Below are 25,520 nucleotides of genomic sequence, written 5' to 3' on the forward strand. Positions count from 1 at the left end.
CACCGTGCGTTACGTCCCGCAGAACGTCGCGTGGACCACCTCATTTTCGGCAGGGGGACGCTTCAGATCCGCCGCATCACCCTGATCCTCATAAGGCCGCTCCAGAACAGCGTTCAACCGGTCGAAGGGCGCGTAATCACCATTCACCGCCGCCTGAATCATTTGTTCGACCCGGTGATTGCGTGGAATAAACGCAGGGTTTGCCTGGGTCATCACGTCCGGCCGCACCGTTTCGCGTTCCAACCGTGCACGCCAGCCCTCTTCCCAATTGTCAAAAGCTGCGGGGTCAAGGAACTGATCCCGTGCCGTGTCACTGCCCAGCGCCCGGAAGGTATTGGTGAAATCCGCCTGCCCTTCAGCCATGCGTTTCAGCAACTCGGTGATCAGCTCCTGATCGCCCTCTTCAGCGGTTGCCAGACCAATCTTGGACCGGAAACAGGTCAACCAATTCTGTTGCAGCAATTCCGGCATGGCGTGGACGATTTCGGTCGCCTCTTCAACAGCTGCCTCTTTGTCGTCCATCTGCTGGATCAGCGACGTCGCCAACTGCGCCAGGTTCCACACCGCGATATCGGGCTGGTTCGAATAGGCATAACGCCCCATCCGGTCAATCGAACTGTAGACCGTGTTGGGGTGATACGTATCCATGAACGCACATGGGCCGTAATCAATGGTCTCGCCCGCAATCGAGCAGTTGTCGGTGTTCATCACGCCATGGATGAAACCCACGCTCATCCACTGCGCAATCAACCGGGCCTGCGCATCGCGCACCGCCCGCAACAGGCCCATCGGACCTTCAACCTTGGGATAGTGGCGGGCAATAGCGTAGTCTGTCAGGCGCTTAAGACTGTCCAACTGCCCACGCGCGGCAAAAACCTGAAATGTGCCGACCCGCAAATGGCTGGTCGCGATCCGCGTCAGCACCGCACCCGGCATCGGCCCTTCCCGAAAGACGGTCTCACCCGTTTCCACGGCCGCCAGAGCGCGCGTTGTCGGAATGCCCAGCGCGTGCATCGCTTCGGACACCACATATTCGCGCAGCACGGGCCCCAGCCAGGCCCGGCCATCACCCCGTCGGGAGAACGGTGTCGGACCCGAGCCTTTCAACTGAATATCCCGACGCACCCCGTCCGTTCCGACAGTCTCGCCCAGCAACACTGCGCGCCCGTCACCTAGCTGCGGGTTGTACTGACCGAACTGATGCCCGGAATAAAGCTGTGCAATGGGCTCCGCCCCCTTGGGAACACTATTCCCCGCAAAAGTTTCGGCCATGTCCCGCACATCTCCGGGTGAAACCCGCAGCAACCGCGCCAGATCGTCGTTGAACGCAATCAGCTTTGGCGCACGCACAGGAAACGGTGACTGCCGCGCAAAGAACGCATTCGGCAGACGGGCATAGGAATTATCGAAAGGGATCGTCAGGGTCATGTCGCAAACATATTCCTCGGGCGCACGAATACCATAGCGGATCGCGCCTGCCCGTGCATAATCGCGCCAAAACCCGAGGGACCACATGACCGCACATGAGATTATCGACCGACTGAACCTGCAACGGCACCCCGAAGGTGGTTGGTACGCCGAGACATGGCGCGCTGAAAACGAAGGCCGCCCCACCGGCACCTGCATCTATTTCCTGTTGCAGGAAGGCGAAAGCAGCCACTGGCACCGGGTCGATGCGACTGAGATCTGGCTATATCACGCGGGCGCACCGCTGATCTTGTCGCTGAGCGCATCTGACAATGGACCTGCCGCCGACCATCTGTTGACACCCGATCTGTCGCAAGGCGCGCCTCAGGTGATTGTACCCGAAGGGCATTGGCAGGCCGCGCGCAGCACCGGAGAGTTTACGCTGGTCAGCTGCACGGTCTCCCCCGGCTTTCAATTCGAAGGGTTCGAACTGGCAGAGCCAGGGTTTGATATCCCAAAGGCGTAACCCGCACGACGCCGAATTGGTAAGTGGAGTTTACAGAAAGCCGACCTTTTATCATTCTGTACAAGTAATTTCTGGTGCCGGAGTATCGAGTGAGAATGAAACAGGTCTTTCTGTCTGTCCTGCTCCTCTTTGCAACAACGGGTTTTGCGGTCGCTGAACCTGCTTGCACCGAAACCCCCATGCCATCTGATCTTGCTGAACCCGAGGTGATGAGCGAAAGCCAAATATCGGCGCAAATCACGCCGGAAAGAGTTTTGCCCGCCGTGCTGGTTTCGAAGCGCCCTGCGCTCCGCCCCTGTAAGTTCCGTCAATTTGAAGTGGGGCGCGAGCGTATGCGTGAACGTGGTGCAGTGTGCGGCGACTGGACCATTCTGGGAGAGACCCGCCAATCTGTTTCCGGAAAGTACTATGGGTGCAGGATCGCAGACCCGGTTCGGGTCTATAGAATCTCGGACATTGCGCTTAGCCAATTGTCGCTGATGGATTGCCAGACAGCCATCACACTGAAGACGTGGATCGAGAACACTGCCAAGCCCGCCTTTGCCGATCAGGGCGGCGGGCTCAAAGGGTTGCGCATCGTCGGACATTACGCCTGCAAGACCCAGAACAACCAGCCGCGCGCGCGCATTTCGGAACATGCCCGGGGGCGGGCTATCGATATCTCGACCTTTGTCCTGCAGGACGGAACTCAGATCACCGTGCGCGACGGATGGAACGACAGCGAGCATGCTGATGTCATGCGCAAATTACACAGTGAAGCCTGCGGAGTGTTCGGAACTGTGTTGGGCCCGGACGCCGACCGCTATCACGCCGGACATTTTCACTTTGACACAGCCCGTCGCAAGGGCGCTCCGGTGTGCCGTTAAACCTTCGGGTTGCGCCCGTTACTTTCGCTTCGACTTTTGATCAACATGTTGATCAGAGGCACCAGCAGCGTCGCCGCCGACCCCAAAGGATTCGACCCTATACTCTTGATTGCCTGAACGACCTCTCGCGCCTCTGAAGTCATCTCCTCCAACTCGTCTTCAATATCAGCTATCGCCATGTCACGCACTTCAACGGCAGGGGCGATCTCTTCTTCGACATTACTGCGCTTTGCGATCAGAACCAGCAATCCGGCAAATATCAGATTACCAAAGGCCAGCAGCGCCGCCGCCGAGGCTGGCGACATCCAACTTTGAAGAGCCAGAAACAGGGAAACATTCAAAAGCACCACCGCCAACAACGCCGCGATGCCCGCGATTACCATCAGTATGGTCTGCTGCTGAACCACGGCAAGACGGCGGCGTGCAATCAAACGCTCTGTCCGATAGATCGTCACCAGATTTTTGCTCAGTCTGCTCATAACTGGTCTCCTAACCCTGCGCACGCCCGACGACGTAACCCAGCGAGAACGCAATCAGCAACGCCGTGATCGGATAGTCTTTCTGCAGCCGGCCAAACTCCTCGACCACGTCATTTCCCAGGGACTGAACCTGGCTCAGGTCGATCCCATGGTCTTCCAGCAGCTTCCGGATTTCATCCGACGATTTGGCGCTTTCAGGCGGATCGTTGGAACCCGGTTCTTTTTCGACCTGCGCCTCCAATGTCGCGTTTCGTTCCCGTAACTTCTCCAACTCGGACTCGAGCTCTGCTTTGGTTGCCATACTGCCTTACCCTTAATCCATGGGTCCGGGGCAACCGTCGCACAAAGAGTTGTTTTTTTGAACTGTTTTCCGGATCGCGTTACGCAACCGGGTCCATCGACACCGAACTGACGACCCCGCCACCAACAAGCGCCTGAACACCGGTGGTTCCCGGGCAAGAGGTCGGCAACCCCCGGGCGACGCGCACCGCCAGATAGGCAAAGGCCTGCGCCTCAAGCATGTCTCCGTCCAGCCCCACCGTTTCGACCGGTTCGACCGGACAATCGAGTGACACGCGCAGCATTTGCATCAATACGGGGTTGTGCCTGCCTCCACCGGTCACCAACACACAGGCTGGCGGTTTCGGGCAATGCTCCATTCCCTGCACCACACCTGCGGCGCACATCCCGGTCAGGGTGGCCACCGCATCGGCGTCATTCAGTTCCTTGACCAGCCCGATCATTTCCGAAAAATCGTTCCGGTCCAAAGATTTCGGCGGCATACGGGCAAAATACGGCTCGGCCAGAAACAGCTCCAGCGCACCCATCTCGACACTGCCATCACGTGCGACAGCACCATCCCGATCCATAGGCAGCCCCAGCCGGGCCTGCATCAGATCGTCAACCGGAGCGTTTGCGGGCCCCGTATCAAAGGCCAGCAATGCGCCGGGTGCTTCGGGGCCATCAAAAGTCGGATCCACGTAGGTCAGGTTGCCAACCCCGCCGAGGTTCAGGAAGCACAATGGCCGGTCCGCACAGAACCATTTGGCGCAGGCAAAATGAAAGAACGGCGCAAGCGGAGCCCCCTCGCCCCCCATCGCCACGTCATCGCTGCGGAAATCCCAGACCACCGGACGACCCAGTGCCTGCGCCAGCCCAAGTCCATCACCCACCTGTAACGTGCCGCGCCCGCGCGGTTCGTGCGCCAGCGTCTGACCGTGAAAGCCGATCAGATCCACATCCTCAAACTCTGACAGCGCTTCGGCATGGGCAAAGGTCACCATCTCAGCGGCCGCATCGACCTGAGGTCCGTGCCACAGTCCCATTGCCGCCCGCAGTACATCGCGTTCGGCATCCGAATACGCGCGATATCCGCTTTCCCCAAATCCGAAGATCGAATGCCCATCGGTTTCGACCACCGCAACATCCACTCCGTCCATCGACGTGCCGGACATCGCGCCCAATGCCCGGACCGCTCCGTGTTTTTTGATGGTCTGGCCCAAGCCTGCCTCCTGAGTTGGCTTTATTTTCCGCCGCATCCGGGTCTGGAGCTTCACCTCTGGGTTGCAGCCCGGTCAACGTGCCTTTTGTTGGACAACAAACGCAAGCGTTCTGATCCGGCTGATCGATATTTTTCTCAGGACGCGTGTCTCGATCGACACCCTTGATCTCACCCTGCCCCTGAGGTGAAAAGGTGGCTTTTCCTCCCTTGCGCTGCCGCCTATACAGTGCCCCGCAACATTAACCCAAAGGGCACGATATGACCTACCACCCCAAATCGGATTTCATCGCCACGATGATCGAGCGCGGCTTTCTCGCCGACTGCACCGATTATCAGGGCCTTGACGACGCGCTGATCAGTGGGTGCAAACCGGCCTATATCGGCTTTGACGCAACGGCCAAGTCGTTGCATGTGGGCAGCCTGATCCAGATCATGATGTTGCGCTGGTTCCAGAAAACCGGCCACCAGCCGATCACCCTGATGGGCGGCGGAACCACTAAGGTAGGCGACCCTTCGTTCCGTGCGGACGAACGTCCTTTGCTGGGCCCCGAACAGATCGACGAAAATATCGCGGGCATCAAAAAGGTGTTCTCGGCCTATATCGACTATGACACCGAGGCCGAGAACAAAGCTCTGATGCTGAACAATGCGGAATGGCTGGACGACCTGAATTACCTCGATTTTCTGCGGGACATCGGGCGGCATTTTTCGGTCAACCGGATGCTGAGTTTTGAATCGGTGAAGTCCCGATTGGATCGCGAACAATCGCTGTCCTTCCTCGAATTCAACTACATGATCCTGCAGGCCTACGACTTCCTTGAACTGAATCGCCGCTACGGTTGCTTGCTACAGATGGGCGGTAGCGATCAGTGGGGCAATATAGTCAACGGGATAGACCTGACCCGCCGCGTGCTGGATCACGAGATCTATGGCCTCACCTCGCCCCTGCTGACCACCAGCGACGGCAAGAAAATGGGTAAATCGCAGGACGGCGCGGTCTGGCTGAATGCCGACATGCGTTCGCCTTACGAGTTCTGGCAATTCTGGCGCAACACCACCGACGCAGACGTTGGGCGGTTCCTGAAGCTCTACACCGAAATGCCGGTGGACGAGTGCGACCGTCTGGGTGCGCTGCAAGGGTCCGAGATCAACGAGGCCAAGATTCGTCTTGCCAACGAGGTGACAACCCTGGCCCACGGTTCGCAGGCCGCGGCAACCGCCGAAGCCACCGCCCGCGAAGTGTTCGAAAAGGGTGGTGTCGGTGATGACTTGCCATCGTTTATACTCGAAACAAACTCGTTGAAATTGATGCCTGGAAACGCCTTGGGCAAAGGCAATGAAGATATGTATTGCTCTGCCGCCACCCTTTTTGTTGAAGCCAAGCTAGCTAAGTCTGGAAAGGACGCTAAACGCTTGATCTCTGAAAAAGGTGCTTTGGTAAACGATATTGCGGTGAACATAGATTTCCCGTTTGTCTCAGTATCAGAATTGAAGAAGCCTACAAAGCTGAGCGCAGGCAAAAAGCGCCACGCGCTGGTTCAATTGGGTTAACCCAGCAAGGCTGATCCCGATGGAATAGAAACGGCCACCCAACCGGGTGGCCGTTTTTCTTTTGGTTATATACGCTTATCTGCGTTCCTTTCCGCCGCCGCGACCGGGCCGGTCGCCATTTTCGTCATCGTTGGCGTTGTTGCCGCGACCCGGGCTGCTGCCCTCGCCGCCGTTACCGTGGCCGTTGTTGCCCTTACCGCCGCCTTTACCACCTTTGCCTTCGCCTTTGCCTTTCCCACCTTTGCCTTCGCCTTTGCCCTTTCCGCCTTTGCCTTCCCCTCCGCCGGATTCGCTTTCACCTCCATCGGACTCGCTATCGCCGCCGCCGGACTCACCACCACCGCCGCCGGTTTCGCCCCCACTACTGCCGGATGCACCACCGCCACTGGCTGCACCGCCAGCATCCGCCAACCCAGGCCCACCGGGTTCAGAGCCACGGCTTTCGCCCCGGTTTTCGGCCGGGACGGACAAGCTTGCCGTCGGCAAATCCGTCAGCAACGCAGCCAGCCCCGGGCATTGCGCCCCGGTAACACTCAGCGTAGTCGCAAAGTCGGACCGCTTTTGAAGCCTGTCCAGAAAACTCGGGGTCACCTGCACACAATCACACAGCCCGGCATAATCCCCGGCATTGGCAAGATTTCGGGCGGTTTTCCAGTTGCAGGTTTCGGGTGCGGCGGCAGCACTGCCGATCATCACCATTCCAAAAACAGGCACCGCAATCGCTGCGCCCAGCATTTGTTTCGTACTCTTTACCATAACAGATCCTCCTGGCGAAAAAACACACAAAGGCTCTGAGTTCTTCGTTCACGAACAGGCGCGTTTTCGTGAAGCGGGGATTAAGTTGCCTTGAGGATCGGCCAGAGCATCGTGGCGGATGATCAGGTCCGCCACCCAAGCTCTCTCTTCTTCAAAGTTGTGGACACCGCCCCCTTAAAGCAGTTAATGAACAAGTGTTCATATACTCGGGAGGAGTTCACCATGCACCTGTCCACAACTGCCGCCCTCGTCACCGGCGGCGCGTCCGGTCTGGGCGAAGCTACAGCCCGCCACTTCGCCTCAGAGGGCGCGCAGGTCACCATTCTGGATCGTGATGCGGATCGCGGAACACAGGTCGCGGCCGAGATTGGCGGGCATTTCGCACAGACGGATGTGACCGACGAGGAGTCGGTGGCCGCCGCCGTGCGCCATGGCATGGACAAGATGGGCAAGATCACGGCCACGGTGAATTGCGCAGGTATCGCCTATGGTATCAAGACTGTCGGCAAGGACGGCCCCCACCCTTTGGACGCGTTCCAGCGTACGATCGACATCAATCTGGTTGGCACCTTCAACGTTTCCCGACTGGCTGCCGCCGAGATGGCAAAGAACGAACCCGAACCGGATGGCGCACGTGGCGTGATCATCAACACAGCCTCCATCGCCGCTTTTGACGGGCAAAAGGGTCAGGCGGCCTACGCGGCCTCCAAAGGCGGCGTCGTTGGCATGACACTGCCAATGGCCCGTGATCTGGCCTCGAGCGGAATTCGGGTCATGACCATCGCGCCGGGCATTTTCATGACCCCAATGCTGGCGGGACTGCCCGAAGATGTGCAGCAACAACTGGCCGCCGACGTCCCGAACCCGGCGCGCTTGGGTGACCCGAAGGAATACGGACGGCTTGCCGGTTTCATCGTCGAGATGGGCTATCTGAACGGCGAAGTCATCCGCATCGACGGTGCCCTGCGGATGCGCTAAACCTGACCCATGTCAGAACGTGAAAAAATGCAGTCCGGACAGTGGTATTGCTGTCTGGATTCCGAACTGGATGCTCTGCGGGCACGGGCCAGACGAGCTGTTCACGCGCATAACACCTGCCCACCTGACACGCGCGGCGCGGTGGCGCCGGAATTGCACGCTCTGCTGGGCCATGCGGGAGGAGGATGTTTCCTCGAAGCCCCATTTCACTGCGCCTATGGGATGAACATCCATATGGGCAAACGGGTCTATTTCAACACAGGTTGCGTCGTACTGGATACAGCCCCGGTACGGATCGGAGACGGCGCGATGTTCGGCCCCAACGTCCAGATCTACTGCGCCCATCACGCCAAAGATCCGGCTGATCGTGCGCAAGGGCTGGAAATCGGGCTGCCGGTCACAATCGGCAGGCATGTCTGGGTCGGCGGAGGCGCGATTCTGTTGCCGGGCATCACCATCGGCGATAATGCCACCATTGGCGCCGGTAGTGTCGTGACAAAAGATGTCCAACCCGGCGAGACCGTTGTCGGAAACCCCGCCCGGCCTATCCGGCCCCGCCCATAACCCTTTTCTGCCCCCAATCCGCCAGCGCCTCGATCACGGGGCGCAGCGCCCGCCCCTTTTCGGTCAGGCTGTACTCCACTCTGGGCGGCACCTCGGCATAAACTTTGCGGTGCACGATTCCATCCGCCTCAAGCTCTCGCAACTGCTTGGTCAGGCTGCGCTGGGTCACCGTACCCAACGCACGCGACAACGCGTTGAAGCGCATCGTGCCACCAAGGAGGTGATAGATCACCAGCCCCTTCCACTTGCCCGATATCTGCTCCAGCCCGGCCTCGACCGGGCAACCTCCGCTGCAATCATATCTTTCAAACCGATCCACCCCGACCTCCTGCTATTAGCAGTATACAAATGGTACCTACCTGCATAAATAGTGCGTACTTGTGTGTTTCGTTGGTGTGTCACATATCCCGGTTCATCGCAACTGAACCCTGTAAGGAGACACCATGGCCCTGACCATTCTCGCCCAAATCACGGCCCATCCGGGCAAAGAAGACCTTGTCCGCGCCGAGCTGGAAAGACTCATCCCCATCACCCGTGCCGAAGATGGATGCATCCAATACGATCTGCATGTGGACACAACCAGTCCTGGTGTTTTCGCGTTCTATGAAAATTGGGAAAGTCGCGAACTGTGGCAAACGCATATGAACGCGCCTCATCTCGCGGCTTACATGGCAGCAACCGAGGGTGCCGTAGCGGATTTTACGCTGAACGAAATGGCACGGATCGGTTAGTCTAATCCACTGCAAAACCGGAGCAGCTGCCTGGCTCCGGTTTTGTGCAACTCACACAATGCCATCCTTCACGGGGTGTACAGTCTGCGTTTACCCCGCCTCGGCCTTCTCTTCCAATGTCAGCCATTCCTCCTCAGCCGCCGACAGCTTTTCCTGCCGTTCGACCAGCGCCTCGGTCGCTTTCTGGAACTTAACCGGCTCGCGGGTGAACAGCTCGGGATCGGACATCAGTTCTTCCAGCCTGGCGATCTCGGCCTCGAGACGCGCGATCTCGGCAGGCAGCTTTTCCAAACGGTGCTTTTCCGAAAACGACAGGCCGGGTTTCTGCTTTGTCTCTTGCTTGATTTTTGGCTTGGAAGCTTTTGCTTTTTCTTCCTTTTTCCCGTTCAATTCACCACGTTGTGCAATGTAATCCGACCACCCTCCGGCATAAACCGTGGCGCGACCATTTCCTTCCATCGCAATTGTCGTTGTGGCCACCCGGTCGAGGAAATCCCGATCGTGGCTGACCAGCAGAACCGTGCCGTCGTAATCGTCCAGCAGTTCTTGCAACAGGTCCAGCGTTTCGACATCCAGATCGTTGGTCGGTTCGTCCAGCACCAGAAGGTTCGACGACTTCGCCATCAGCTTGGCCAACAGCAACCGCGCCTTTTCTCCACCTGACAAGGACTTAACTGCCGCTCTTGCCTGCCGCTCATCAAACAGGAATTCCTTGAGATAGCCCACGACATGTTTGGGCTGCCCGCCAACCATCACCTGATCGGCCTTGCCTGACACCCGCATATCGGGGTCGCCGGTCAGACTGTCCCAAAGGCTCATCTCGGGGTCCAACTGCGCGCGGGCCTGGTCGAACACAGCGACCTCAAGATTGGTACCTAATGACACCGAACCCTCGTCCGGATTCACCTGCCCGAGCAGCATTTTCAGCAACGTCGTCTTGCCGACCCCGTTCGGCCCCACAAACGCGACACGATCACCGCGCTGCACCAGCAGATCAAAATTCCGAACGATCTGCTTGTCGCCGAACCCTTTGGCCAACCCTTTGGCTTCAATCACTTTTCGGCCCGATTTCGGCCCCGCCTCAAGCGTCATGGCCGCCGAGCCCTGACGTTTGATCTGCGCCGCCTTTTCGGCCCGAAGCGCCTGCAGGGCCCGGACCCGGCCCTGATTGCGTTTGCGCCGTGCGCTGATGCCCTCAACGGCCCATTTGGCCTCGGACTTGATCAGGCGGTTCAGCTTGTGACGTTGCTGATCTTCTTCTTCCCAGATCTTGTCGCGCCAGGATTCGAACGCTTCAAACCCTTGCTCCTGCCGTCGAACGGCCCCCCGGTCAATCCAGAGAGTCGCTCGCGTCAACGCTCGCAAAAAGGCCCTGTCGTGCGAGATCAGTACAAAAGCCGCCCGGGTTGACCCAAGTTCGCGCTCCAACCACGCAATGGCTTCGATATCCAGATGGTTGGTCGGTTCGTCCAGCAGCATCAGATCGGGCGCTTCGGCCATCAGCTTGGCCAAAGCCGCCCGCCGCCGTTCGCCCCCCGAAGCGGTTTCAATCGCCCGCGAAGGGTCAAATTTCAGCCCCTCACCTGCCCGTTCAACTTTGTAGAGCTCGCCAGGCTCTAATTCGCTTGAGGCATAGTCCCCCAGCGTAGCAAACCCCTCCATTGTGGGGTCTTGCTCCATGTAACCGACGGATTTTCCGGGCGGCACAACGATTTCACCGCGATCAGCCTCGACCAAACCCGCCATCACCTTCATCAAGGTAGATTTACCCGACCCGTTGCGCCCAACCAGCGCCACGCGGTCACCGGGCTGTACCACCAGATCAAGTTCCGAAAACACCGGATCACCCCCGAAAGTCAGGGAAATGCCGGACATCTGCAACAAAGGAATTCTCGCCATGCCCGCCAGCTAAACCGGCAGTCACACTGCGTCAACGCCCATGCCTTACCTTTTCGAAAATACTCGGGTTACCCGACCACTGCCCGCAGCAGACGCTTTCGTGCGGGGGGAATCGCCCCGATTTCAACCCCGGTAAACACATGCAGCGTGTTCATGTGACGGTCCACAACCGCATGATCACTGACCCAACCGCCCATCATCAGATAGGTCCGCAGCAATGGCGGCATTCGCAACATTGCCTTTTTTGCATCCGGTCGGCGCCGCAGACGCGCGGCAAAGCGAAACACGTCCGGGGCCTTTACCCGTGGCAACCATCGTTTCGGGGCAAGATGGCGATGTTTGAGCATCGCAAAGGCGTCAAGGTATCGCCCGGTCTCGGTACCGGCAAAGGATGAGCATCCAAACAGCATCTCGACATTGTTGTGGTCAACGTAAGCGGTCATTGCCCCCCATGCGACGCGCAGAATATCGGGATCGTTTAGATTCGGGCGAACACAAAACCTGCCCACCTCGACCATGCGACCACTGAACCCCTCCAATGAGCTCAGGTCATAAAACTGTGCCGAATAACTGCGTCCGACTTCACGGCCATGATCCATTGTCAACAGCCGGAAGCAACAGACCAATTGCCCGGCAGACTGCATATCTTCAACCAGAACATGACTGCATTGCGCGTCGAAATCGTCGCTGTCCAGTTTCCCGGTGCCGAAGGCCAGTGTCCGCAGGCATTGTGCCGCCCTGATATCCTCAGCCGATTGCGCCAAACGGGCGCGATAGCGCCCTTTGCTCAACAAAACTGCCGTCGCCACGGTGCACCCTCCACGGTTGCCGACCCATTGTTGTCGTCATGGTCTGGTTAGCACAAGACATGTGACTGTCTTATGACCATCCAAAAGCAAAGGACCTAATTAGTTGGCGCCCGGAATATTTGCCGGGTTGAAGTTGCCAATGTTGCCCAACAGCTGGCGCAGGAAGCCTTTGTCCTGAACGTTGGAGTCGGTCACGCGGCGTTCCAGCGGAATCACGATACCATCTTCCAGGCCAAAGCGCTCGATGTTGCTGACAACCCCGCGCTGATCAAAGCTGATCGCGACCAGTTCGCGTGCCACCACCTCGGGCCGTTTCGGGCCGTAATGACGCACCCGCGAGCGGACATAGTAATAGCCCGAATCCCGCACGACACCTGACGCGCCCGGCGCGCCAATGGCCTCTTCCACGCTGTCACGCGTATCTACGCCCACTTTGATTTCGGCCAGATCCTCGGCCGGAGGCACATATCCGTGATTCTTGAAGATCGGCGTACAGGCCCCGGCCGCAGCCAGACAGGCAACAAACACAAGCGATCTCGTCGCTGGTTTCAACCGGTTCATTACCTTCAACATGCGCACCCTCTTGCCTTGGCCTCTTGCGGCTTCTATCCGATTACAGAAACCGCTGCCACGGTTCAACACATAGAAAGGCTCACGAATGAGCAACGTTACATCACTTCGGGTTGCCGACCTGCCTCAGAACGCCCCGACACCTTTTGATCTGCGCCCCGCGACCGCTGTATTGGATGAGATCAGGCAGGACCTGGGCCTGTTGGGCCTGCGCAAGCTCAGCTTTTCCGGCGAGGTGCGCGCACAAGGCAAGCGCGACTGGGTTCTGAATGGCAAACTCGGTGCGACGGTGACCCAACCCTGCGTCGTGACGCTCGAGCCGGTCACGACCCGGATCGATATCCCGGTGCATCGTACATTTTTGGCGGATTGGACCGACCCGGATGAACCTGAGTTCGAAATTCCGGAAGATGACGAATCCGAGCCTTTGGGCCAGGAAATCGACCCGGCATTGGTGATGGTCGAGGCGCTGTCACTGGCCCTGCCGCAATATCCGCGCAAAGACGGGGCCGAGCTGGGTCAGGCTGACTATACCGAACCCGGAAAACAGGCGATGACCGACGAAGACGCCAAACCCTTTGCCGGATTGGCGGGATTGCGAGATGCACTGAAAAAAGACGAGTGACAGAGGGCTGAATTCCTGTCATAGCAGGCGGTCAGAAAAATCGCTTGAACATGACGAGAATCACAGTATTTTCGCGCGCTCATCGGATTTTGGGTTGGACATTGCGGGGCTGTTCCCCTAAACGCGCGTCAAACCACGATAAACGAAATATGAAACCCCGGTCGGCGGCGAATCTGCTGACCCTTAGTAGACAAAGGTTGAGACCATGGCCGTCCAACAGAACAAAGTTTCCAAGTCGCGTCGCAACAACCGCCGCGCACACGACGCTCTGGTTGCTGCAAACCCGAACGAATGCCCGAACTGTGGCGAGTTGAAGCGCCCGCACCACGTTTGCGCATCCTGCGGCCACTATGATGATCGCGAAGTCGTCGCACAGGCCGACGAAATCGATCTGGACGAAGACGCAGCCTAAGCCTGATCGAGCGCAGACCAAGGCATGACTGAACAGCCCACGCACGCCGGACGGATCACAATCTCGGTCGACGCTATGGGCGGGGACGCAGGTCCCTCGGTTGTTGTTGCCGGTCTTGCGAAATCGGCCGACAAGAATCCGGATATCGGATTCTTGCTTCATGGGCCCGAACAGGTATTGCGCAAGCTTGTCGCCAAACGGCGTGTCCTTGAAGGGCGCGTCGTTTTTCGTGATTGCCCCGACGTGGTCACGATGGAAGACAAACCCAGCCAGGTTGTGCGCAACGGCAAGCAAACCTCGATGTGGTCCACGCTGGAAGCGGTACGCCAGGGCGAAGCCCATGGTGCGGTCTCCTGTGGCAACACGGGTGCGCTGATGGCCCTGTCGATGATGCGCCTGCGCAAACTGCCGGGCGTGAACCGACCGGCAATTGCGATACTGTGGCCTTCACGCAACCCGCAAGGGTTCAACGTGATGCTGGATGTGGGCGCAGATGTGCGCGCCGACGCCAAGGATTTGCTGCAATACGCCCTGATGGGCGCCTCTTATGCGCGCAACGGCTTGGCCTTGAGCCGCCCCCGGATCGGATTGCTTAATGTCGGCACCGAAGAACACAAAGGGCGTGCCGAGTTGAAAGAAGCGCACTCGATGATTGCGGAATTCGCTGAGCAGGCAAATTTCGATTTCGTGGGCTTTGTCGAAGGCAGCGACATTCCAGGTGACAAGGCGGATGTCATTGTAACCGATGGCTTTACCGGCAACGTTGCGATCAAGACCGGCGAAGGTACTGCAAGTCTGATCGGCGACCTGCTGCGCCAGGCCTTTAAGTACTCTCCCCTGTCCCGGTTGGCTTCAGTTCTGGCAATCACTTCGCTGAACCGCTTGAAGAAACGGATCGACCCGCGGCGCGTGAATGGTGGCGTATTTCTGGGGCTGAACGGAACCGTGGTGAAATCCCATGGCGGAGCTGACGCGACAGGCGTGTCAGCTGCAGTCAAACTGGCCTTCACTCTGGCGCAGTCCGGCTTTTCCGAAAAATTGGCCGCACGGGTTGCATCCACTGCCCAGCTTGCACAAGATGCCGCGCAAACAGCGCCGCAAACAGATAAATAACAAAAAAGGCAGTACCCTAAAATGGCAGGCCGTTCAGTTGTAGTAGGTGTCGGGCATTATTTGCCTGAGCGTGTCGTTCCCAATTCCGAGTTTGAAAAAACGCTGGACACAACCGACGAATGGATCAAAACCCGCTCGGGGATCGAACGCCGCCATTTTGCTGCAGAAGACGAGACCACATCCGATCTGGCCACCAAAGCCGCCGAAGCCGCTCTGGCCGATGCAGGTCTAACGGCGGACGATATCGATGCGATCGTTCTGGCGACGTCAACGGCGGACCTGACTTTCCCTTCCGCCGCAACCATGGTGCAGGCACGGTTGGGCATGACCAAGGGTTTTGCCTTTGATGTTCAGGCTGTTTGCGCGGGATTTGTTTTTGCCCTTTCCAACGCAAATGCGCTGATTCTTTCCGGTCAGGCCAAACGCGTGCTTGTGATCGGGGCGGAAACATTCTCACGGATCATGGACTGGACCGATAGGTCCACCTGCGTGCTGTTCGGCGATGGCGCAGGAGCTTTGGTACTGGAAGCGCAGGACGGCAAGGGCACTGCCGAAGATCGCGGCATTCTGGCGACCGATCTGAATTCGGACGGGCGTTACAAGGACCTGCTTTACGTTGACGGTGGCGTTTCGACCCAATCCACCGGGCATCTGCGTATGCAAGGCAATCAGGTTTTCCGCCATGCCGTTGAAAAACTTGCAAAAACTGCGGAAACCGCATTGGCGCATGCCGGTCTGAGCAGTTCCGATGTCGACTGGATTGTTCCACATCAGGCCAATATTCGCATCATTCAGGGCACCGCCAAAAAAATGGGTCTGCCGATGGAAAACGTGGTGGTGACCGTTCAGGATCACGGAAACACGTCGGCCGCATCGATTCCTTTGGCCCTATCTGTGGGCAAGGAGCGTGGTCAGATCAAACCCGGCGACCTTGTTGTGACCGAAGCCATTGGTGGCGGTCTTGCCTGGGGCGCCGTGGTTCTGCGTTGGTAACCGGCGCAAACCGGCTTACACAGCCGCCCGCAATTCATTGATATTGACAGCGAATTTGCCATACCCATATGCTTCAACAGCAACAGGGGAAATGGCATGGGCGACAAAACACTGACTCGAATGGATCTGAGCGAAGCCGTCTTTCGTGAAGTTGGACTATCACGGAACGAAAGTGCGCAGCTGGTTGAAAGCGTTCTGAACCACATGTCCGACGCTCTGGTGCGCGGCGAGCAGGTGAAGATCTCGTCTTTCGGTACATTCAGTGTTCGCGACAAGACCGCCCGCGTCGGTCGCAACCCTAAAACCGGTGAAGAAGTTCCAATTCAGCCGCGCCGCGTGCTGACTTTCCGCCCTTCGCATCTGATGAAAGATCGCGTCGCTGCCGGGAATCGTAAGTAAGTTCAGGACGTCCAGGTTATGAGTAAGTCGCCCGATGCCTTTCGCACCATAAGTGAAGTTGCGGACTGGCTCGGTGTTCAGGCTCATGTCCTGCGATTCTGGGAAAGCAGATTCACTCAGGTCAAACCGGTCAAACGCGCAGGGGGGCGCCGGTATTACCGCCCCAATGACATGCGTTTGTTGGGCGGCATCAAGAAACTGCTTCACGAAGACGGAATCACGATCAAAGGGGTACAACGTATTCTGCGGGAACAAGGCGTCGCACATGTCGCGTCATTGTCCCCGTCTCTGGATGAACCGGGCCCTGCCCCGATCGAGCCCGTTCAGGACACCGTGGTGCCGTTTGAACCAAAACCCGCTGCCACTTCGGAACAGATCCATATGGATCTGGACGAGCCCTCCGAGCAGCCGGTGAAAGAAGCTCAGATCAATGCGATCCCCGAGGCTGCGCCACAGCAAGAACCAGAGCCGGAACTGGATACTGCGCCCTTGATGGGTGGAATCGCTTCGCTGGCCTGGAAACAGACGGATTTTGACGATGACCTGCTCCGGCGCATTGCACCGATTGCAAAAGACCTGCGCCGCTGGCTGGACCGTGTCGAAACACAGGCGACGGGTTAGGAAAAAAGGCATTGTTTTCCTCTTGCCCCTGCCGGGAAAATCTTTATGAACACCCCAACGTCGGGCTATGGCGCAGCCTGGTAGCGCGTCCGTCTGGGGGACGGAAGGTCGCAGGTTCGAGTCCTGCTAGCCCGACCAAATCACACCGACGTTTATGGCACACAGGCCAGATCCCGCTCTGGCACCAGAGGGGATCGAGATGACAGGTGTTTGCCCGAACCAGCAGCTAGAGGCGATGATCACGCGCGGCGAAATCTCCGCCAATCCAGAAGTTCTGCCTGCGCAAATTCAACCTGCCAGCCTTGATTTACGTCTGGGAACAGTGGCTTACCGTGTACGCGCCTCGTTCCTTGCGGGCGAAGGTCGGACTGTCACGGACCGGTTGGCAGAATTTGAAATGCACCGCATCGATATCTCGGCCGGCGCGGTTCTGGAAAAGGGTTGCGTCTATCTGGTGCCTCTGATGGAATCGCTCGCCCTGCCCGAAGACATGAGCGCAGTGGCCAATGCCAAAAGCTCGACCGGGCGGCTGGACTTGCTGACACGTATGATCACCGACGGCGGCACCGAGTTTGACCGGGTGCCTGCGGGTTACACAGGCCCGCTTTATGCTGAAATCTGTCCACGTTCATTCTCGGTTCTGGTTCGTCCTGGAATGCGGCTGAACCAAATTCGGTTCCGTCAGGGTCAGGCGGTGTTGTCGGACACAAAGCTGAAGGCTTTGCACGCCGAGTCGCCACTAGTCGATGGCCCGGCCGTGATTCAGGACGGTCTTGGCTTTTCCGTTGACCTGCAACTGCCCGATACCGATCTTGTCGGCTATCGCGCCAAACCGCACACCGGTGTGATCGATCTGGATCGAATCGGCGAGTACGACCCGCAGGATTATTGGGAAGAAGTGCGCACCAAGGATGGTTGCATCATCCTGGACCCTGGCGCGTTCTATATCCTCGTCAGCCGCGAGGCAGTGCATATTCCGCCGATGTATGCCGCTGAAATGGCGCCCTATTTGGCGATGGTTGGTGAATTCAGAGTGCACTATGCCGGGTTCTTCGATCCCGGCTTTGGTCATGCTGCCGCAGGCGGAGCCGGATCGCGCGGCGTGCTTGAGGTGCGCTGCCACGAAGCACCCTTCGTGCTGGAACACGGACAGGTCGTCGGGCGTCTGGTTTACGAGAAAATGGCTGAGATGCCGACGCAGCTATATGGTGCTGGCATTGCCTCGAACTATCAGGGTCAGGGCCTGAAACTGTCGAAGCACTTCAAAGCTGTAAACTAAACCTTAGAACTTCATGAACCGACGCATTTGCCGGGTCACGCGCTGTGCCTGCCGCAGGCTCTGCGCATGTAGCGGTGCACTGGCTTGTCCGGCCCTGTTCGAGCTATCGCCCTTGTGGCTGGCCATATCAATACCCTTGTCGATGCCCTTATTGACCAGACGGCGCATGACCTGACGCACTATCATGTCGATAACCCGGTTTGCATTCATTGCTCAACTCCCTGTCCTCAAAACAAAGATAGGCGTATTATGCGGCGACAAAAGGGCTAGGCGATCACTCTTCCTCGAACAGTTCGGTCTGATCTTCGTCGGCCTCGTCCTCGCGCCCTTCACCCAGCGGGATGGCACCTGGTGGAGGACGATTTTCCAACAACCCCGCGGCCCGCAGTTCTTTCAGACCCGGCAGGTCGCGCGCGTTTTCCAGACCAAAGTGGTCGAGGAACTCGGGTGTCACCACAAACGTCACCGGACGACCGGGGGTCATGCGGCGGCGGCCCAGTTTGATCCACTCCATCTCCAAGAGCTGATCAATGGTTCCGCGCGAAACCGACACACCCCGGATTTCTTCGATCTCGGCCCGCGTGCAGGGCTGATGATAAGCCACGATGGCCAGAGTTTCGATCGCGGCCCGGCTGAGTTTGCGGGTTTCGACCGTTTCTTTCTGCATCAGAAAGCCCAGATCAGGGGCCGTCCGGATGGCCCAGGCGTCTCCTACCCGCACAACACGCACGCCACGGCCTTCATAACGTTTCTGAAGCAATTCAACCGCGTGCGCCGCGTCACTGCCATGCGGCATCCGTGCCTCCAGATCCGCAATTGTCACCGGCTCGGCGCTGGCAAACAGAACGGCTTCCACCATACGTTCCTGCTCTGCCAGCGGAGGGGCTTCGAACAGCGTACCGGTCTCTTCTGGGGCGTCAGTCACGTGTCTCGGTCCTCTTGCGCAAATGGATCGGAGCGAAGGTCTCGCTCTGCTTGATCTCCATATGTCCCTCTTTCACCAGCTCCAGCGAGGCCGCGAAGGTTGCCGCCGTCGCCGACCTGCGCCGCACCGGGTCGGCATCCCAGCCATCCGGCAGGTAAGTTTCCATGTCGGTCCACGCCCCGGCGAAACCGATCAGCGGGCGCATCCGTTCCAGCGCCTGTTCCATTGTGAACACAGCATCGCGGTCCATCACGAACGGGCGGAACTCATCGCGGGTGCGGATACGGGCATAGCCCTGCATCAGATCCAGCAGCGTCGCGGAATAGGTTACCGTGCGAATCCGGGTAATATCCTCGCCCTGCCCGCGTTTAAAGAAATCGCGACCCAACTGATCGCGAGCCATTAGCCGCGCTGCGGAGTCTCGCATGGCCTGAAGGCGTTCCAACTGAAATGCGAGATGCGCGGCCAGTTCCTCGCCCGACGGCCCTTCATCATCCGGGTCCGGCGGCAACAGCAAGCGGGATTTGAGGAAGGCCAGCCAGGCGGCCATGACCAGATAGTCGGCTGCAAGCTCAATCCTAAGCGCCCGCGCCCTTTCGACGAAAGCCAGGTATTGCTGCGCCAAAGCCAGAACCGAGATTTTTCGCAGATCGACCTTCTGCGTGCGCGACAGGGTCAGCAACACATCCAGCGGGCCTTCGAACCCGTCAACGTCAACAATCAGCGCTTCGGCCGCAAGGCGATCCGCGACCGAGACAGGGTCTTCGCTAAAGAGGTTATCGTTCATATACCTGCCCGCCCATTAGGGCAGATAGTTCCGCTTCAGCGGCAGGGATGTCAAGTTCCTGCGGAGGTTTGCGCATCGCCAGCGCCCGTTCTGCGCGGGCCTGTGCCACATCCGACATTTCTCCGGCGGCTTCCATAACCTCAGCGCGCTCGGCAAAGCTGCCGTTGCAGTGCAGAACAACATCGCAGCCAGCCTGCAAGGACTGCCCCGACAAATCCGCCAGCGAACCGCTGAGCGCTTTCATCGAAATGTCGTCAGTCATGATCAGCCCGCCAAAGCCAATCCTGTTGCGGATCAGGTCCATCATAGTGGGTGAGATCGTGGCAGGCTGGGGGTCAATCTGATCATAGACCAAATGCGCGGTCATTCCCATTGGCAGGTCGTTCAACGCACGGAATGGCGCGAAATCGCTAATTTCCAACGCGTCCAATGACAGATCGACATGTGGCAGGTCATAATGGCTGTCCAACGTCGCGCGCCCATGGCCGGGGATGTGCTTGAGAACTGGCAATACACCGCCATCCAGATGGCCTTTCGCCACCGCCTTACCAATGCCGGAAACCCTATCGGGATCAGAGGCATAGCAGCGGTTCTTCAGAAACGCGTGCGTCTCTTGCTGCACCACATCCACCATTGGCGCACAGTTGCTGTCAATGCCCAGAGAAAACAGTTCATCGGCAATCAGGCGGTACCTTAGGTACATGGCGCGCTTTGCCTGCTCGCCGGCATTGGTCACATGATCCAGTGGTGGCAGCCATTCCCGGGCCAACGGCGCCCGCAGTCGCTGAACGCGTCCACCCTCCTGATCGATGGTAATCAGGCAATTGCGCCCTACGGCCTCGCGGAAATCATCACACAAGGCGCGCACCTGATCGGCGCTGTCAATGTTGCGTGCGAACAGAATGAACCCGAACGGGTTCATCTGGCGAAACAAGTCTCTTTCCTCTTGCGTCAGGCGCAGGCCCTCAGCATCGGTGATTGTGGCACCAAACTTCACCGCACGGCCACCGGAATACAATCGGCCCCTTGTGCAACAAGCGCGGCACAGAACTGGCGCGAGTCGCTCAGGTCGTCAAAGCCCAGTACACGCAGGCGATAGAAGGTGCGTCCGCCGCTTGAGGTTTTCTGGATAACGCGTTGTTTCCCAGACATATACTCACCAAATCGCCCGTTCAGACGGTCCCATTCCGCTTGTGCCACCTGAGTGCTGTCATAGGCCCCAAGCTGTGCCAGACGTGTGCCTTTCGACAGCGTTTCCGGATCAACATCCAACCCTGCCGCGGCCTTTACTGCAGCATTGATTGCACCCTCAGAACCCTCGCTTGGCGAGACCTGACTGCGTGTAGCGCGCGCCGGACGTGTCAACGGACGCAAAGATCGGCGCACGCCGGGCAACGCGGCAATGGCCGGGTCCGGCAAGGCCGCCGCAAAATCGGCCGGATCGATTGCGGGTTCTTCATCGGGCGTGGTCAGCGATGCCACCTGCACGCCGTCTTCAAACGCTTGCGGTGTTTTGGCCGCCTCACCCGCCAGTTCCGCAACCAGAGCGTCCACTGCATTCTGACGCAGTCGCGCGGCTTCCTGGGTCGTGATCGGCTTCTCCACCACATGCAGCGCTGGGGTTGGCTTCAGATCAGCGACAGGTACGTCTTCATCTGTCAGCGAGACGGGTCGTGGCGCAAGGATCAGGCGATCCGCCGGGGCAGCAGCACTGCCCTCGGCGGCAACGGCATTTACGGCCAAGCCCTGATGATCGGCAGGTGTTCCACCCGGATTTTCCGGCTGCACCCGCATCGGCCCTTCGGCAGCGCGCACAACCGGCACGCCGCTTACATCCCGCATGACAAGCTTGTATCCCCAGACCCCGACACCGGCAACCAACGCCAGCGATGCGACCGCACCAAGGAAATTGACAGCCCGGCCAAGTCCAAACGCGCCAAGTGGCGCATCAAAATCCTGCATATCCTCGGGATAGTCATACGCATCATCAGAATGCGCTTGATTCGGGTAATGAATCTGCTCGGGGCTTTGATGCCCCGAGTAACCGTAACTCGCCATGTCCGCCTCACTGCCCGTTTCGCGCAAAAAAATAAGGCGCGCGGGTCATTTCTTGCCTACCTCGTACCGGCGGTTTGGGCGATATTTGTTACCGCATCTCCTGCGCCGGAGTGACGCCAAGAATACCCAAGCCCGCTGAAATCACAACAGAAACGGCACGGGCCAGTGTGATTTTTGACTGGCTTGTGGCAACATCGCCATCCTGGATGAAACGCAGCTGGGTTTCATCATTGCCCTTGTTCCACAAAGCGTGGAAATCCCCTGCGAGTTCATACAGATAGAAGGCAACGCGGTGCGGCTCGTTGGTGCGTGCAGCGATTTCGACCAAACGTGGCCATTCCGCCAGTTTCTTTGCCACTGTCAGCTCGGAAGCATGGTCGATCTTACCCAAATCCGCCCCGATCAGGGTCGCATCATCTGCTGAAATTCCAGCCTCGGCCGCACGGCGCAGCACGCTCATCACCCGGGCATGGGCGTACTGAACGTAAAACACCGGGTTCTCGCGGCTTTGTTCCAGCACCTTATCGAAATCGAAATCCAGAGGTGCGTCGTTCTTGCGGGTCAGCATGACAAACCGGGTCACATCCGGCCCGACCTGATCGACCACATCGCGCAGGGTGACAAAGTTCCCGGCCCGTTTCGACATCTTGAACGGCTCACCGTTCTTCCACAGCTTCACCAACTGAGTCAGCTTGATATCCAGCGGTACTTTGCCATCTGACAGAGCCGACACAGCCGCTTTCATCCGTTTGACATAGCCGCCGTGATCAGCGCCAAATACGTCGATCAGCGCGTCAAAACCACGGGTCACCTTGTCATAGTGATAGGCGATATCCGGGGCGAAATAGGTCCAGCTGCCATCCGATTTCTTGACGGGGCGGTCGACGTCATCGCCATGTTCGGTCGATTTGAACAAGGTCTGCTCGCGCGGCTCCCAATCCTCGGGCTTTTTGCCCTTTGGTGGCTCCAACACACCTTCGTAGATCAGGCCCTTGTCGGTCAGCGATTTCAGCGCAGCCTCGATCCTACCCGTGCCATAGAGCGACTTTTCCGAGAAAAACACATCCATTTCGACGCCCAGCGCCTTCAGGTCTGCGCGGATCAGGTCCATCATCGCATCTGTCGAGAAGTTGCGCAGTTCTTCCAGCCATTCGCTTTCAGGCTTGTCGATCAGGCTGTCGCCGTATTTCTCCTTCAGCGCCTCTCCAATCGGGATCAGGTAATCGCCGGGATAAAGTCCTTCGGCAATCTCGGGGCTCAGCCCGTTGGCCTCGCGGTACCGCTCATAGGCCGAGCGTGCCAGCACATCCACCTGCGCGCCGCCATCGTTGATATAGTATTCGCGGGTTACGTCATGGCCCGAATAGGCCAGCAGACTTGCCAGAGCGTCACCGAATACCGCGCCCCGTGTATGACCCACATGCAGCGGACCAGTCGGGTTGGCCGAGACATACTCAACATTGACCTTCTGCCCATGACCCATGGTCGAGCGACCATAATCAGTGCCCTTTTCCAGCACTGAAGCCAGAATCCCTTGCCAAACCGAAGCCGCCAGTCGCAGGTTCAGAAAGCCCGGCCCGGCCACCTCGGCGCTGGTGATCCGATCGTCCGCTGCCAGCTTTCCAGCCAGCACATCCGCAATATCGCGCGGCTTCATCTTGGCCGGTTTCGCCAGCACCATTGCCGCGTTGGTCGCCATGTCGCCATGCGCGGCATCGCGCGGCGGTTCGACCGCCACGTTATCAAAGCTCAGCCCCTCAGGCAGCGCGCCTTCGGACTGCATCTGTGCCAGCGCATCCAGTACGAGGCCGCGGATCTCGGAAAACAGGTTCATTTCGGATGTCCTTTTGCTTGCCCGGCGGTTTACCATGCAAAGCGACAAGGTCAATGGACGCCTAATGTTTAAGCTTGGTTTACCGGTAAAGGTCGCTAATCTCGGCCCGAACTCAGCTATCGGAGACCGTTTATGCATCGCGCCTTGTCTTTTGCCTTGCTTTTGTCCACCGCCCTGCCCGCCTTGGCAGAACTGCCCCAACCGCAAGGCCATGTTTTGCTGACGCTGGGCGGAGCTGTCAGCGAAACAAACCTGCCCGCGCGGGGTGAGGATGACGGCGGCCTGCTGGGCTACCTGGAGGTCACGCATAATGGCGCGGCAGGGTTCGATGCGACCATGCTGGACGGGTTGGAGCAATTCGAGATCACAATCCCCTACGGCCCTCCGGGCAATGAGCGGGATTTCAGGTTCTCAGGACCGCTCTTGTCAGAAGTTATGACACTGGCCGGGGCCGAAGGGAAAACTGCGCTCCCCATGGCGCTGGATGGATATCAGGCCGAAATCGAGTGGGGCAGCATCGCCACGCATAAACCTATCATTGCCACGCATGCCGATGGCGCGCCAATGGGGATCGGAGGGTATGGCCCAACGATGATCGTGTTTCCACCGACAGAGGACACCGACCAATCCGCGAAACAAGCGGGTCAGCAGGTCTGGGCCATCGCCTACATTGCAGTGGAGTGATCAACCGGTCAGCCGGGCATGGTCCTGCAGGGCAAATCGGTCGGTCATGCCCGCAATGTAGTCAGAAACGATGCGGGCCAACGCTGTCTTGTCCTCGGCAGCTTCTATGTCGTTGTGCCAACGTGCCGGCATTTGCCTGGGGTCACTCAGATAGATCGGGAACAGGTCTTCCACGACCTTTGCCACCTCCTCCCGCACTGTCATCACGCTGGGTGCGCGATACATCCGGGTGAACAAAAACGCCCGGATTTCGCGCAACTGCGTCCAAACTTCACCCGAAAACTGGATGACCGGATAACTGAGATGGCGAATATCTTCGACCGACTGTGCTCCGGACCCGGTAATAAGATCGTGGGACGTGTTGATAACATCGGCCACCATGACCCCAAACACCCGCCTTAGCGCCTCGTGACGCCGGCGATAGGAATCCAGACTTGGGTATTTTGCATCCACCTCAGCGTAGCAGGCTCCTACGATCGGCAGGTCTCGCAAGTCGTCATCCCGAAACAACCCGGCGCGTAGCCCGTCGAGAAGATCATGATTGTTATAGGCAATGTCATCAGAAAGGGCCGCTACCTGAGCTTCGGCACTGGCGTGGGTGTGCAATTCAAGATCGAAACCCTGATTGCATTCTGCGAGGGCCCAAGGCAGCACGCCAACAACTGGTCCATTGTGCTTGGCTATCCCTTCCAGACACTCCCAAGTCAGATTGCAGCCATCGAATTCTGCGTAGTGACGCTCCAGCTTCGTGACGATCCGAATGGCCTGTGCGTTGTGATCAAAACCACCATAGGGTTTCATCAACGCGTGCAAAGCGTCCTCACCAGTATGCCCAAAAGGCGTATGCCCCAGATCATGGGCCAAGGCCACGGCTTCTGTCAGCTCCGGGTTCAACCCCAATGCCCCTGCTATAGTCCGCGCAACTTGCGCCACCTCAATGGAATGGGTCAGGCGGGTGCGATAGCTATCACCCTCGTGCTCGACGAAAACCTGTGTCTTGTGCTTGAGACGCCGAAAGGCACTGGCATGAATGATCCGATCGCGATCGCGCTGAAAGCATGACCGGAAACTGCTTTCCTCCTCTGGTACCAGCCGCCCTCTTGCGCGGTCCGGATCCGAGGCAAAACCCGCTCTGTCCAAAGGTCTTGTCCTT

30 protein-coding genes and 1 tRNA gene are annotated in these 25,520 nt (G+C 58.4%); 15 read left to right on the forward strand and 16 right to left on the reverse strand.

The genetic code is table 11. The annotated features are described in order from the left end of the window. Positions 1-9: 9 nt before the first annotated feature. Positions 10-1,428: a protein adenylyltransferase SelO gene (locus ACR0K5_RS08050; RefSeq protein ID WP_480629367.1), complete on the reverse strand. Its 1,419-nt coding sequence runs from the start codon at positions 1,426-1,428 to the stop codon at positions 10-12. 85 nt (positions 1,429-1,513) lie between these two features. Here ACR0K5_RS08050 and ACR0K5_RS08055 point away from each other — a divergent pair, with 85 nt between their 5' ends. Both ACR0K5_RS08055 and ACR0K5_RS08060 read left to right on the forward strand, forming a co-directional pair. Beyond that, positions 1,514-1,933, forward strand: coding sequence for a cupin domain-containing protein (locus ACR0K5_RS08055; protein ID WP_480629177.1), 420 nt, complete (start codon positions 1,514-1,516; stop codon positions 1,931-1,933). A gap of 179 nt (positions 1,934-2,112) precedes the next feature. Continuing rightward, positions 2,113-2,799: an extensin-like domain-containing protein gene (locus ACR0K5_RS08060; protein ID WP_480629178.1), complete on the forward strand. Its 687-nt coding sequence runs from the start codon at positions 2,113-2,115 to the stop codon at positions 2,797-2,799. Here the strand turns inward: ACR0K5_RS08060 and ACR0K5_RS08065 are convergent. From ACR0K5_RS08065 to ACR0K5_RS08075, 3 genes are all read right to left on the reverse strand, one after another. Further along, positions 2,796-3,278 carry a hypothetical protein gene (locus ACR0K5_RS08065; protein WP_480629179.1) on the reverse strand — a complete coding sequence of 161 codons (483 nt, stop codon included), beginning with the start codon at positions 3,276-3,278 and terminating at the stop codon, positions 2,796-2,798. The two genes, ACR0K5_RS08060 and ACR0K5_RS08065, sit on opposite strands and share 4 nt — an antisense overlap. Positions 3,279-3,288: 10 nt before the next feature. After that, entirely contained in the window at positions 3,289-3,579 is a 291-nt protein-coding gene (locus ACR0K5_RS08070) for a hypothetical protein (protein WP_480629180.1), read from the reverse strand. Between the two features lie 79 nt (positions 3,580-3,658). After that, positions 3,659-4,732, reverse strand: coding sequence for an anhydro-N-acetylmuramic acid kinase (locus ACR0K5_RS08075; protein ID WP_480629368.1), 1,074 nt, complete (start codon positions 4,730-4,732; stop codon positions 3,659-3,661). 305 nt (positions 4,733-5,037) lie between these two features. Here ACR0K5_RS08075 and tyrS point away from each other — a divergent pair, with 305 nt between their 5' ends. Further along, the gene (gene tyrS / locus ACR0K5_RS08080; protein WP_480629181.1) at positions 5,038-6,330 is read left to right on the forward strand and encodes a tyrosine--tRNA ligase; all 1,293 of its coding nucleotides are present in this window, start codon (positions 5,038-5,040) and stop codon (positions 6,328-6,330) included. A gap of 75 nt (positions 6,331-6,405) precedes the next feature. Here tyrS and ACR0K5_RS08085 read toward each other — a convergent pair whose 3' ends face one another. Further along, complete coding sequence (locus ACR0K5_RS08085) at positions 6,406-7,086, reverse strand: hypothetical protein (RefSeq protein WP_480629182.1); 681 nt, start codon at positions 7,084-7,086, stop codon at positions 6,406-6,408. A 222-nt stretch (positions 7,087-7,308) separates the two neighbouring features. On the opposite strand from ACR0K5_RS08085, the gene ACR0K5_RS08090 reads away from it, so the two are divergent. Then, positions 7,309-8,064 (forward strand): 3-hydroxyacyl-CoA dehydrogenase, encoded by a 756-nt coding sequence (locus tag ACR0K5_RS08090; protein WP_480629183.1) that lies wholly within the window; start codon positions 7,309-7,311, stop codon positions 8,062-8,064. Between the two features lie 9 nt (positions 8,065-8,073). Beyond that, positions 8,074-8,628 (forward strand): sugar O-acetyltransferase, encoded by a 555-nt coding sequence (locus ACR0K5_RS08095; protein ID WP_480629184.1) that lies wholly within the window; start codon positions 8,074-8,076, stop codon positions 8,626-8,628. Here the strand turns inward: ACR0K5_RS08095 and ACR0K5_RS08100 are convergent. Next, entirely contained in the window at positions 8,609-8,947 is a 339-nt protein-coding gene (locus tag ACR0K5_RS08100; RefSeq protein WP_480629185.1) for a winged helix-turn-helix transcriptional regulator, read from the reverse strand. The genes ACR0K5_RS08095 and ACR0K5_RS08100 overlap by 20 nt on opposite strands. Positions 8,948-9,071: 124 nt before the next feature. On the opposite strand from ACR0K5_RS08100, the gene ACR0K5_RS08105 reads away from it, so the two are divergent. After that, the gene (locus ACR0K5_RS08105) at positions 9,072-9,359 is read left to right on the forward strand and encodes a putative quinol monooxygenase (RefSeq protein ID WP_480629186.1); all 288 of its coding nucleotides are present in this window, start codon (positions 9,072-9,074) and stop codon (positions 9,357-9,359) included. Positions 9,360-9,449: 90 nt separating this feature from the next. On the opposite strand, the gene ACR0K5_RS08110 is transcribed toward ACR0K5_RS08105, so the two are convergent. The 3 genes from ACR0K5_RS08110 to ACR0K5_RS08120 form a co-directional block, all read right to left on the reverse strand. After that, positions 9,450-11,258, reverse strand: a complete 1,809-nt coding sequence (locus ACR0K5_RS08110) for an ABC-F family ATP-binding cassette domain-containing protein (RefSeq protein ID WP_480629187.1) — start codon at positions 11,256-11,258, stop codon at positions 9,450-9,452. Positions 11,259-11,326: 68 nt separating this feature from the next. Further along, positions 11,327-12,067, reverse strand: a complete 741-nt coding sequence (locus ACR0K5_RS08115) for a GNAT family N-acetyltransferase (RefSeq protein WP_480629188.1) — start codon at positions 12,065-12,067, stop codon at positions 11,327-11,329. Between the two features lie 99 nt (positions 12,068-12,166). After that, a complete protein-coding gene (locus ACR0K5_RS08120) occupies positions 12,167-12,640 on the reverse strand; it encodes an outer membrane protein assembly factor BamE (protein ID WP_480629189.1) in 474 nt (157 codons plus the stop codon). 85 nt (positions 12,641-12,725) lie between these two features. On the opposite strand from ACR0K5_RS08120, the gene ACR0K5_RS08125 reads away from it, so the two are divergent. From ACR0K5_RS08125 to ACR0K5_RS08160, 8 genes are all read left to right on the forward strand, one after another. Continuing rightward, positions 12,726-13,262 carry a YceD family protein gene (locus tag ACR0K5_RS08125; protein WP_480629190.1) on the forward strand — a complete coding sequence of 179 codons (537 nt, stop codon included), beginning with the start codon at positions 12,726-12,728 and terminating at the stop codon, positions 13,260-13,262. Between the two features lie 205 nt (positions 13,263-13,467). Continuing rightward, a complete protein-coding gene (gene rpmF, locus ACR0K5_RS08130; RefSeq protein ID WP_008756996.1) occupies positions 13,468-13,674 on the forward strand; it encodes a 50S ribosomal protein L32 in 207 nt (68 codons plus the stop codon). A gap of 24 nt (positions 13,675-13,698) precedes the next feature. Further along, complete coding sequence (gene plsX / locus ACR0K5_RS08135; protein ID WP_480629191.1) at positions 13,699-14,787, forward strand: phosphate acyltransferase PlsX; 1,089 nt, start codon at positions 13,699-13,701, stop codon at positions 14,785-14,787. 21 nt (positions 14,788-14,808) lie between these two features. After that, entirely contained in the window at positions 14,809-15,780 is a 972-nt protein-coding gene (locus tag ACR0K5_RS08140) for a beta-ketoacyl-ACP synthase III (RefSeq protein ID WP_480629192.1), read from the forward strand. 96 nt (positions 15,781-15,876) lie between these two features. Further along, positions 15,877-16,179, forward strand: a complete 303-nt coding sequence (gene ihfA / locus ACR0K5_RS08145) for an integration host factor subunit alpha (protein WP_152458234.1) — start codon at positions 15,877-15,879, stop codon at positions 16,177-16,179. Positions 16,180-16,197: 18 nt separating this feature from the next. After that, positions 16,198-16,800 carry a MerR family transcriptional regulator gene (locus tag ACR0K5_RS08150; protein ID WP_480629193.1) on the forward strand — a complete coding sequence of 201 codons (603 nt, stop codon included), beginning with the start codon at positions 16,198-16,200 and terminating at the stop codon, positions 16,798-16,800. Between the two features lie 61 nt (positions 16,801-16,861). Then, a tRNA-Pro gene (locus ACR0K5_RS08155) sits at positions 16,862-16,938 on the forward strand. Between the two features lie 61 nt (positions 16,939-16,999). After that, complete coding sequence (locus ACR0K5_RS08160) at positions 17,000-18,079, forward strand: 2'-deoxycytidine 5'-triphosphate deaminase (protein WP_480629369.1); 1,080 nt, start codon at positions 17,000-17,002, stop codon at positions 18,077-18,079. 3 nt (positions 18,080-18,082) lie between these two features. On the opposite strand, the gene ACR0K5_RS08165 is transcribed toward ACR0K5_RS08160, so the two are convergent. From ACR0K5_RS08165 to argS, 6 genes are all read right to left on the reverse strand, one after another. Beyond that, positions 18,083-18,289: a hypothetical protein gene (locus tag ACR0K5_RS08165; protein ID WP_480629194.1), complete on the reverse strand. Its 207-nt coding sequence runs from the start codon at positions 18,287-18,289 to the stop codon at positions 18,083-18,085. 64 nt (positions 18,290-18,353) lie between these two features. After that, on the reverse strand, positions 18,354-19,004 hold the full coding sequence (scpB, locus tag ACR0K5_RS08170) for an SMC-Scp complex subunit ScpB (RefSeq protein ID WP_480629195.1): 651 nt from the start codon (positions 19,002-19,004) through the stop codon (positions 18,354-18,356). After that, on the reverse strand, positions 18,997-19,791 hold the full coding sequence (locus ACR0K5_RS08175; protein WP_480629196.1) for a segregation and condensation protein A: 795 nt from the start codon (positions 19,789-19,791) through the stop codon (positions 18,997-18,999). Before ACR0K5_RS08175 ends, scpB begins: the two co-directional genes overlap by 8 nt. Then, entirely contained in the window at positions 19,781-20,788 is a 1,008-nt protein-coding gene (gene nagZ / locus ACR0K5_RS08180) for a beta-N-acetylhexosaminidase (RefSeq protein WP_480629197.1), read from the reverse strand. Before nagZ ends, ACR0K5_RS08175 begins: the two co-directional genes overlap by 11 nt. Then, positions 20,785-21,849: an SPOR domain-containing protein gene (locus ACR0K5_RS08185; protein ID WP_480629198.1), complete on the reverse strand. Its 1,065-nt coding sequence runs from the start codon at positions 21,847-21,849 to the stop codon at positions 20,785-20,787. Before ACR0K5_RS08185 ends, nagZ begins: the two co-directional genes overlap by 4 nt. An 88-nt stretch (positions 21,850-21,937) precedes the next feature. Further along, entirely contained in the window at positions 21,938-23,683 is a 1,746-nt protein-coding gene (argS, locus tag ACR0K5_RS08190; protein WP_480629199.1) for an arginine--tRNA ligase, read from the reverse strand. 132 nt (positions 23,684-23,815) lie between these two features. On the opposite strand from argS, the gene ACR0K5_RS08195 reads away from it, so the two are divergent. Further along, a complete protein-coding gene (locus ACR0K5_RS08195) occupies positions 23,816-24,367 on the forward strand; it encodes a putative pterin-binding protein (protein WP_480629200.1) in 552 nt (183 codons plus the stop codon). Here the strand turns inward: ACR0K5_RS08195 and ACR0K5_RS08200 are convergent, their stop codons facing one another. Further along, positions 24,368-25,507: a deoxyguanosinetriphosphate triphosphohydrolase gene (locus ACR0K5_RS08200; protein ID WP_480629201.1), complete on the reverse strand. Its 1,140-nt coding sequence runs from the start codon at positions 25,505-25,507 to the stop codon at positions 24,368-24,370. Positions 25,508-25,520 lie beyond the last annotated feature (13 nt).

The sequence above is a fragment of the Ruegeria sp. AB9 genome, from assembly GCF_056542585.1.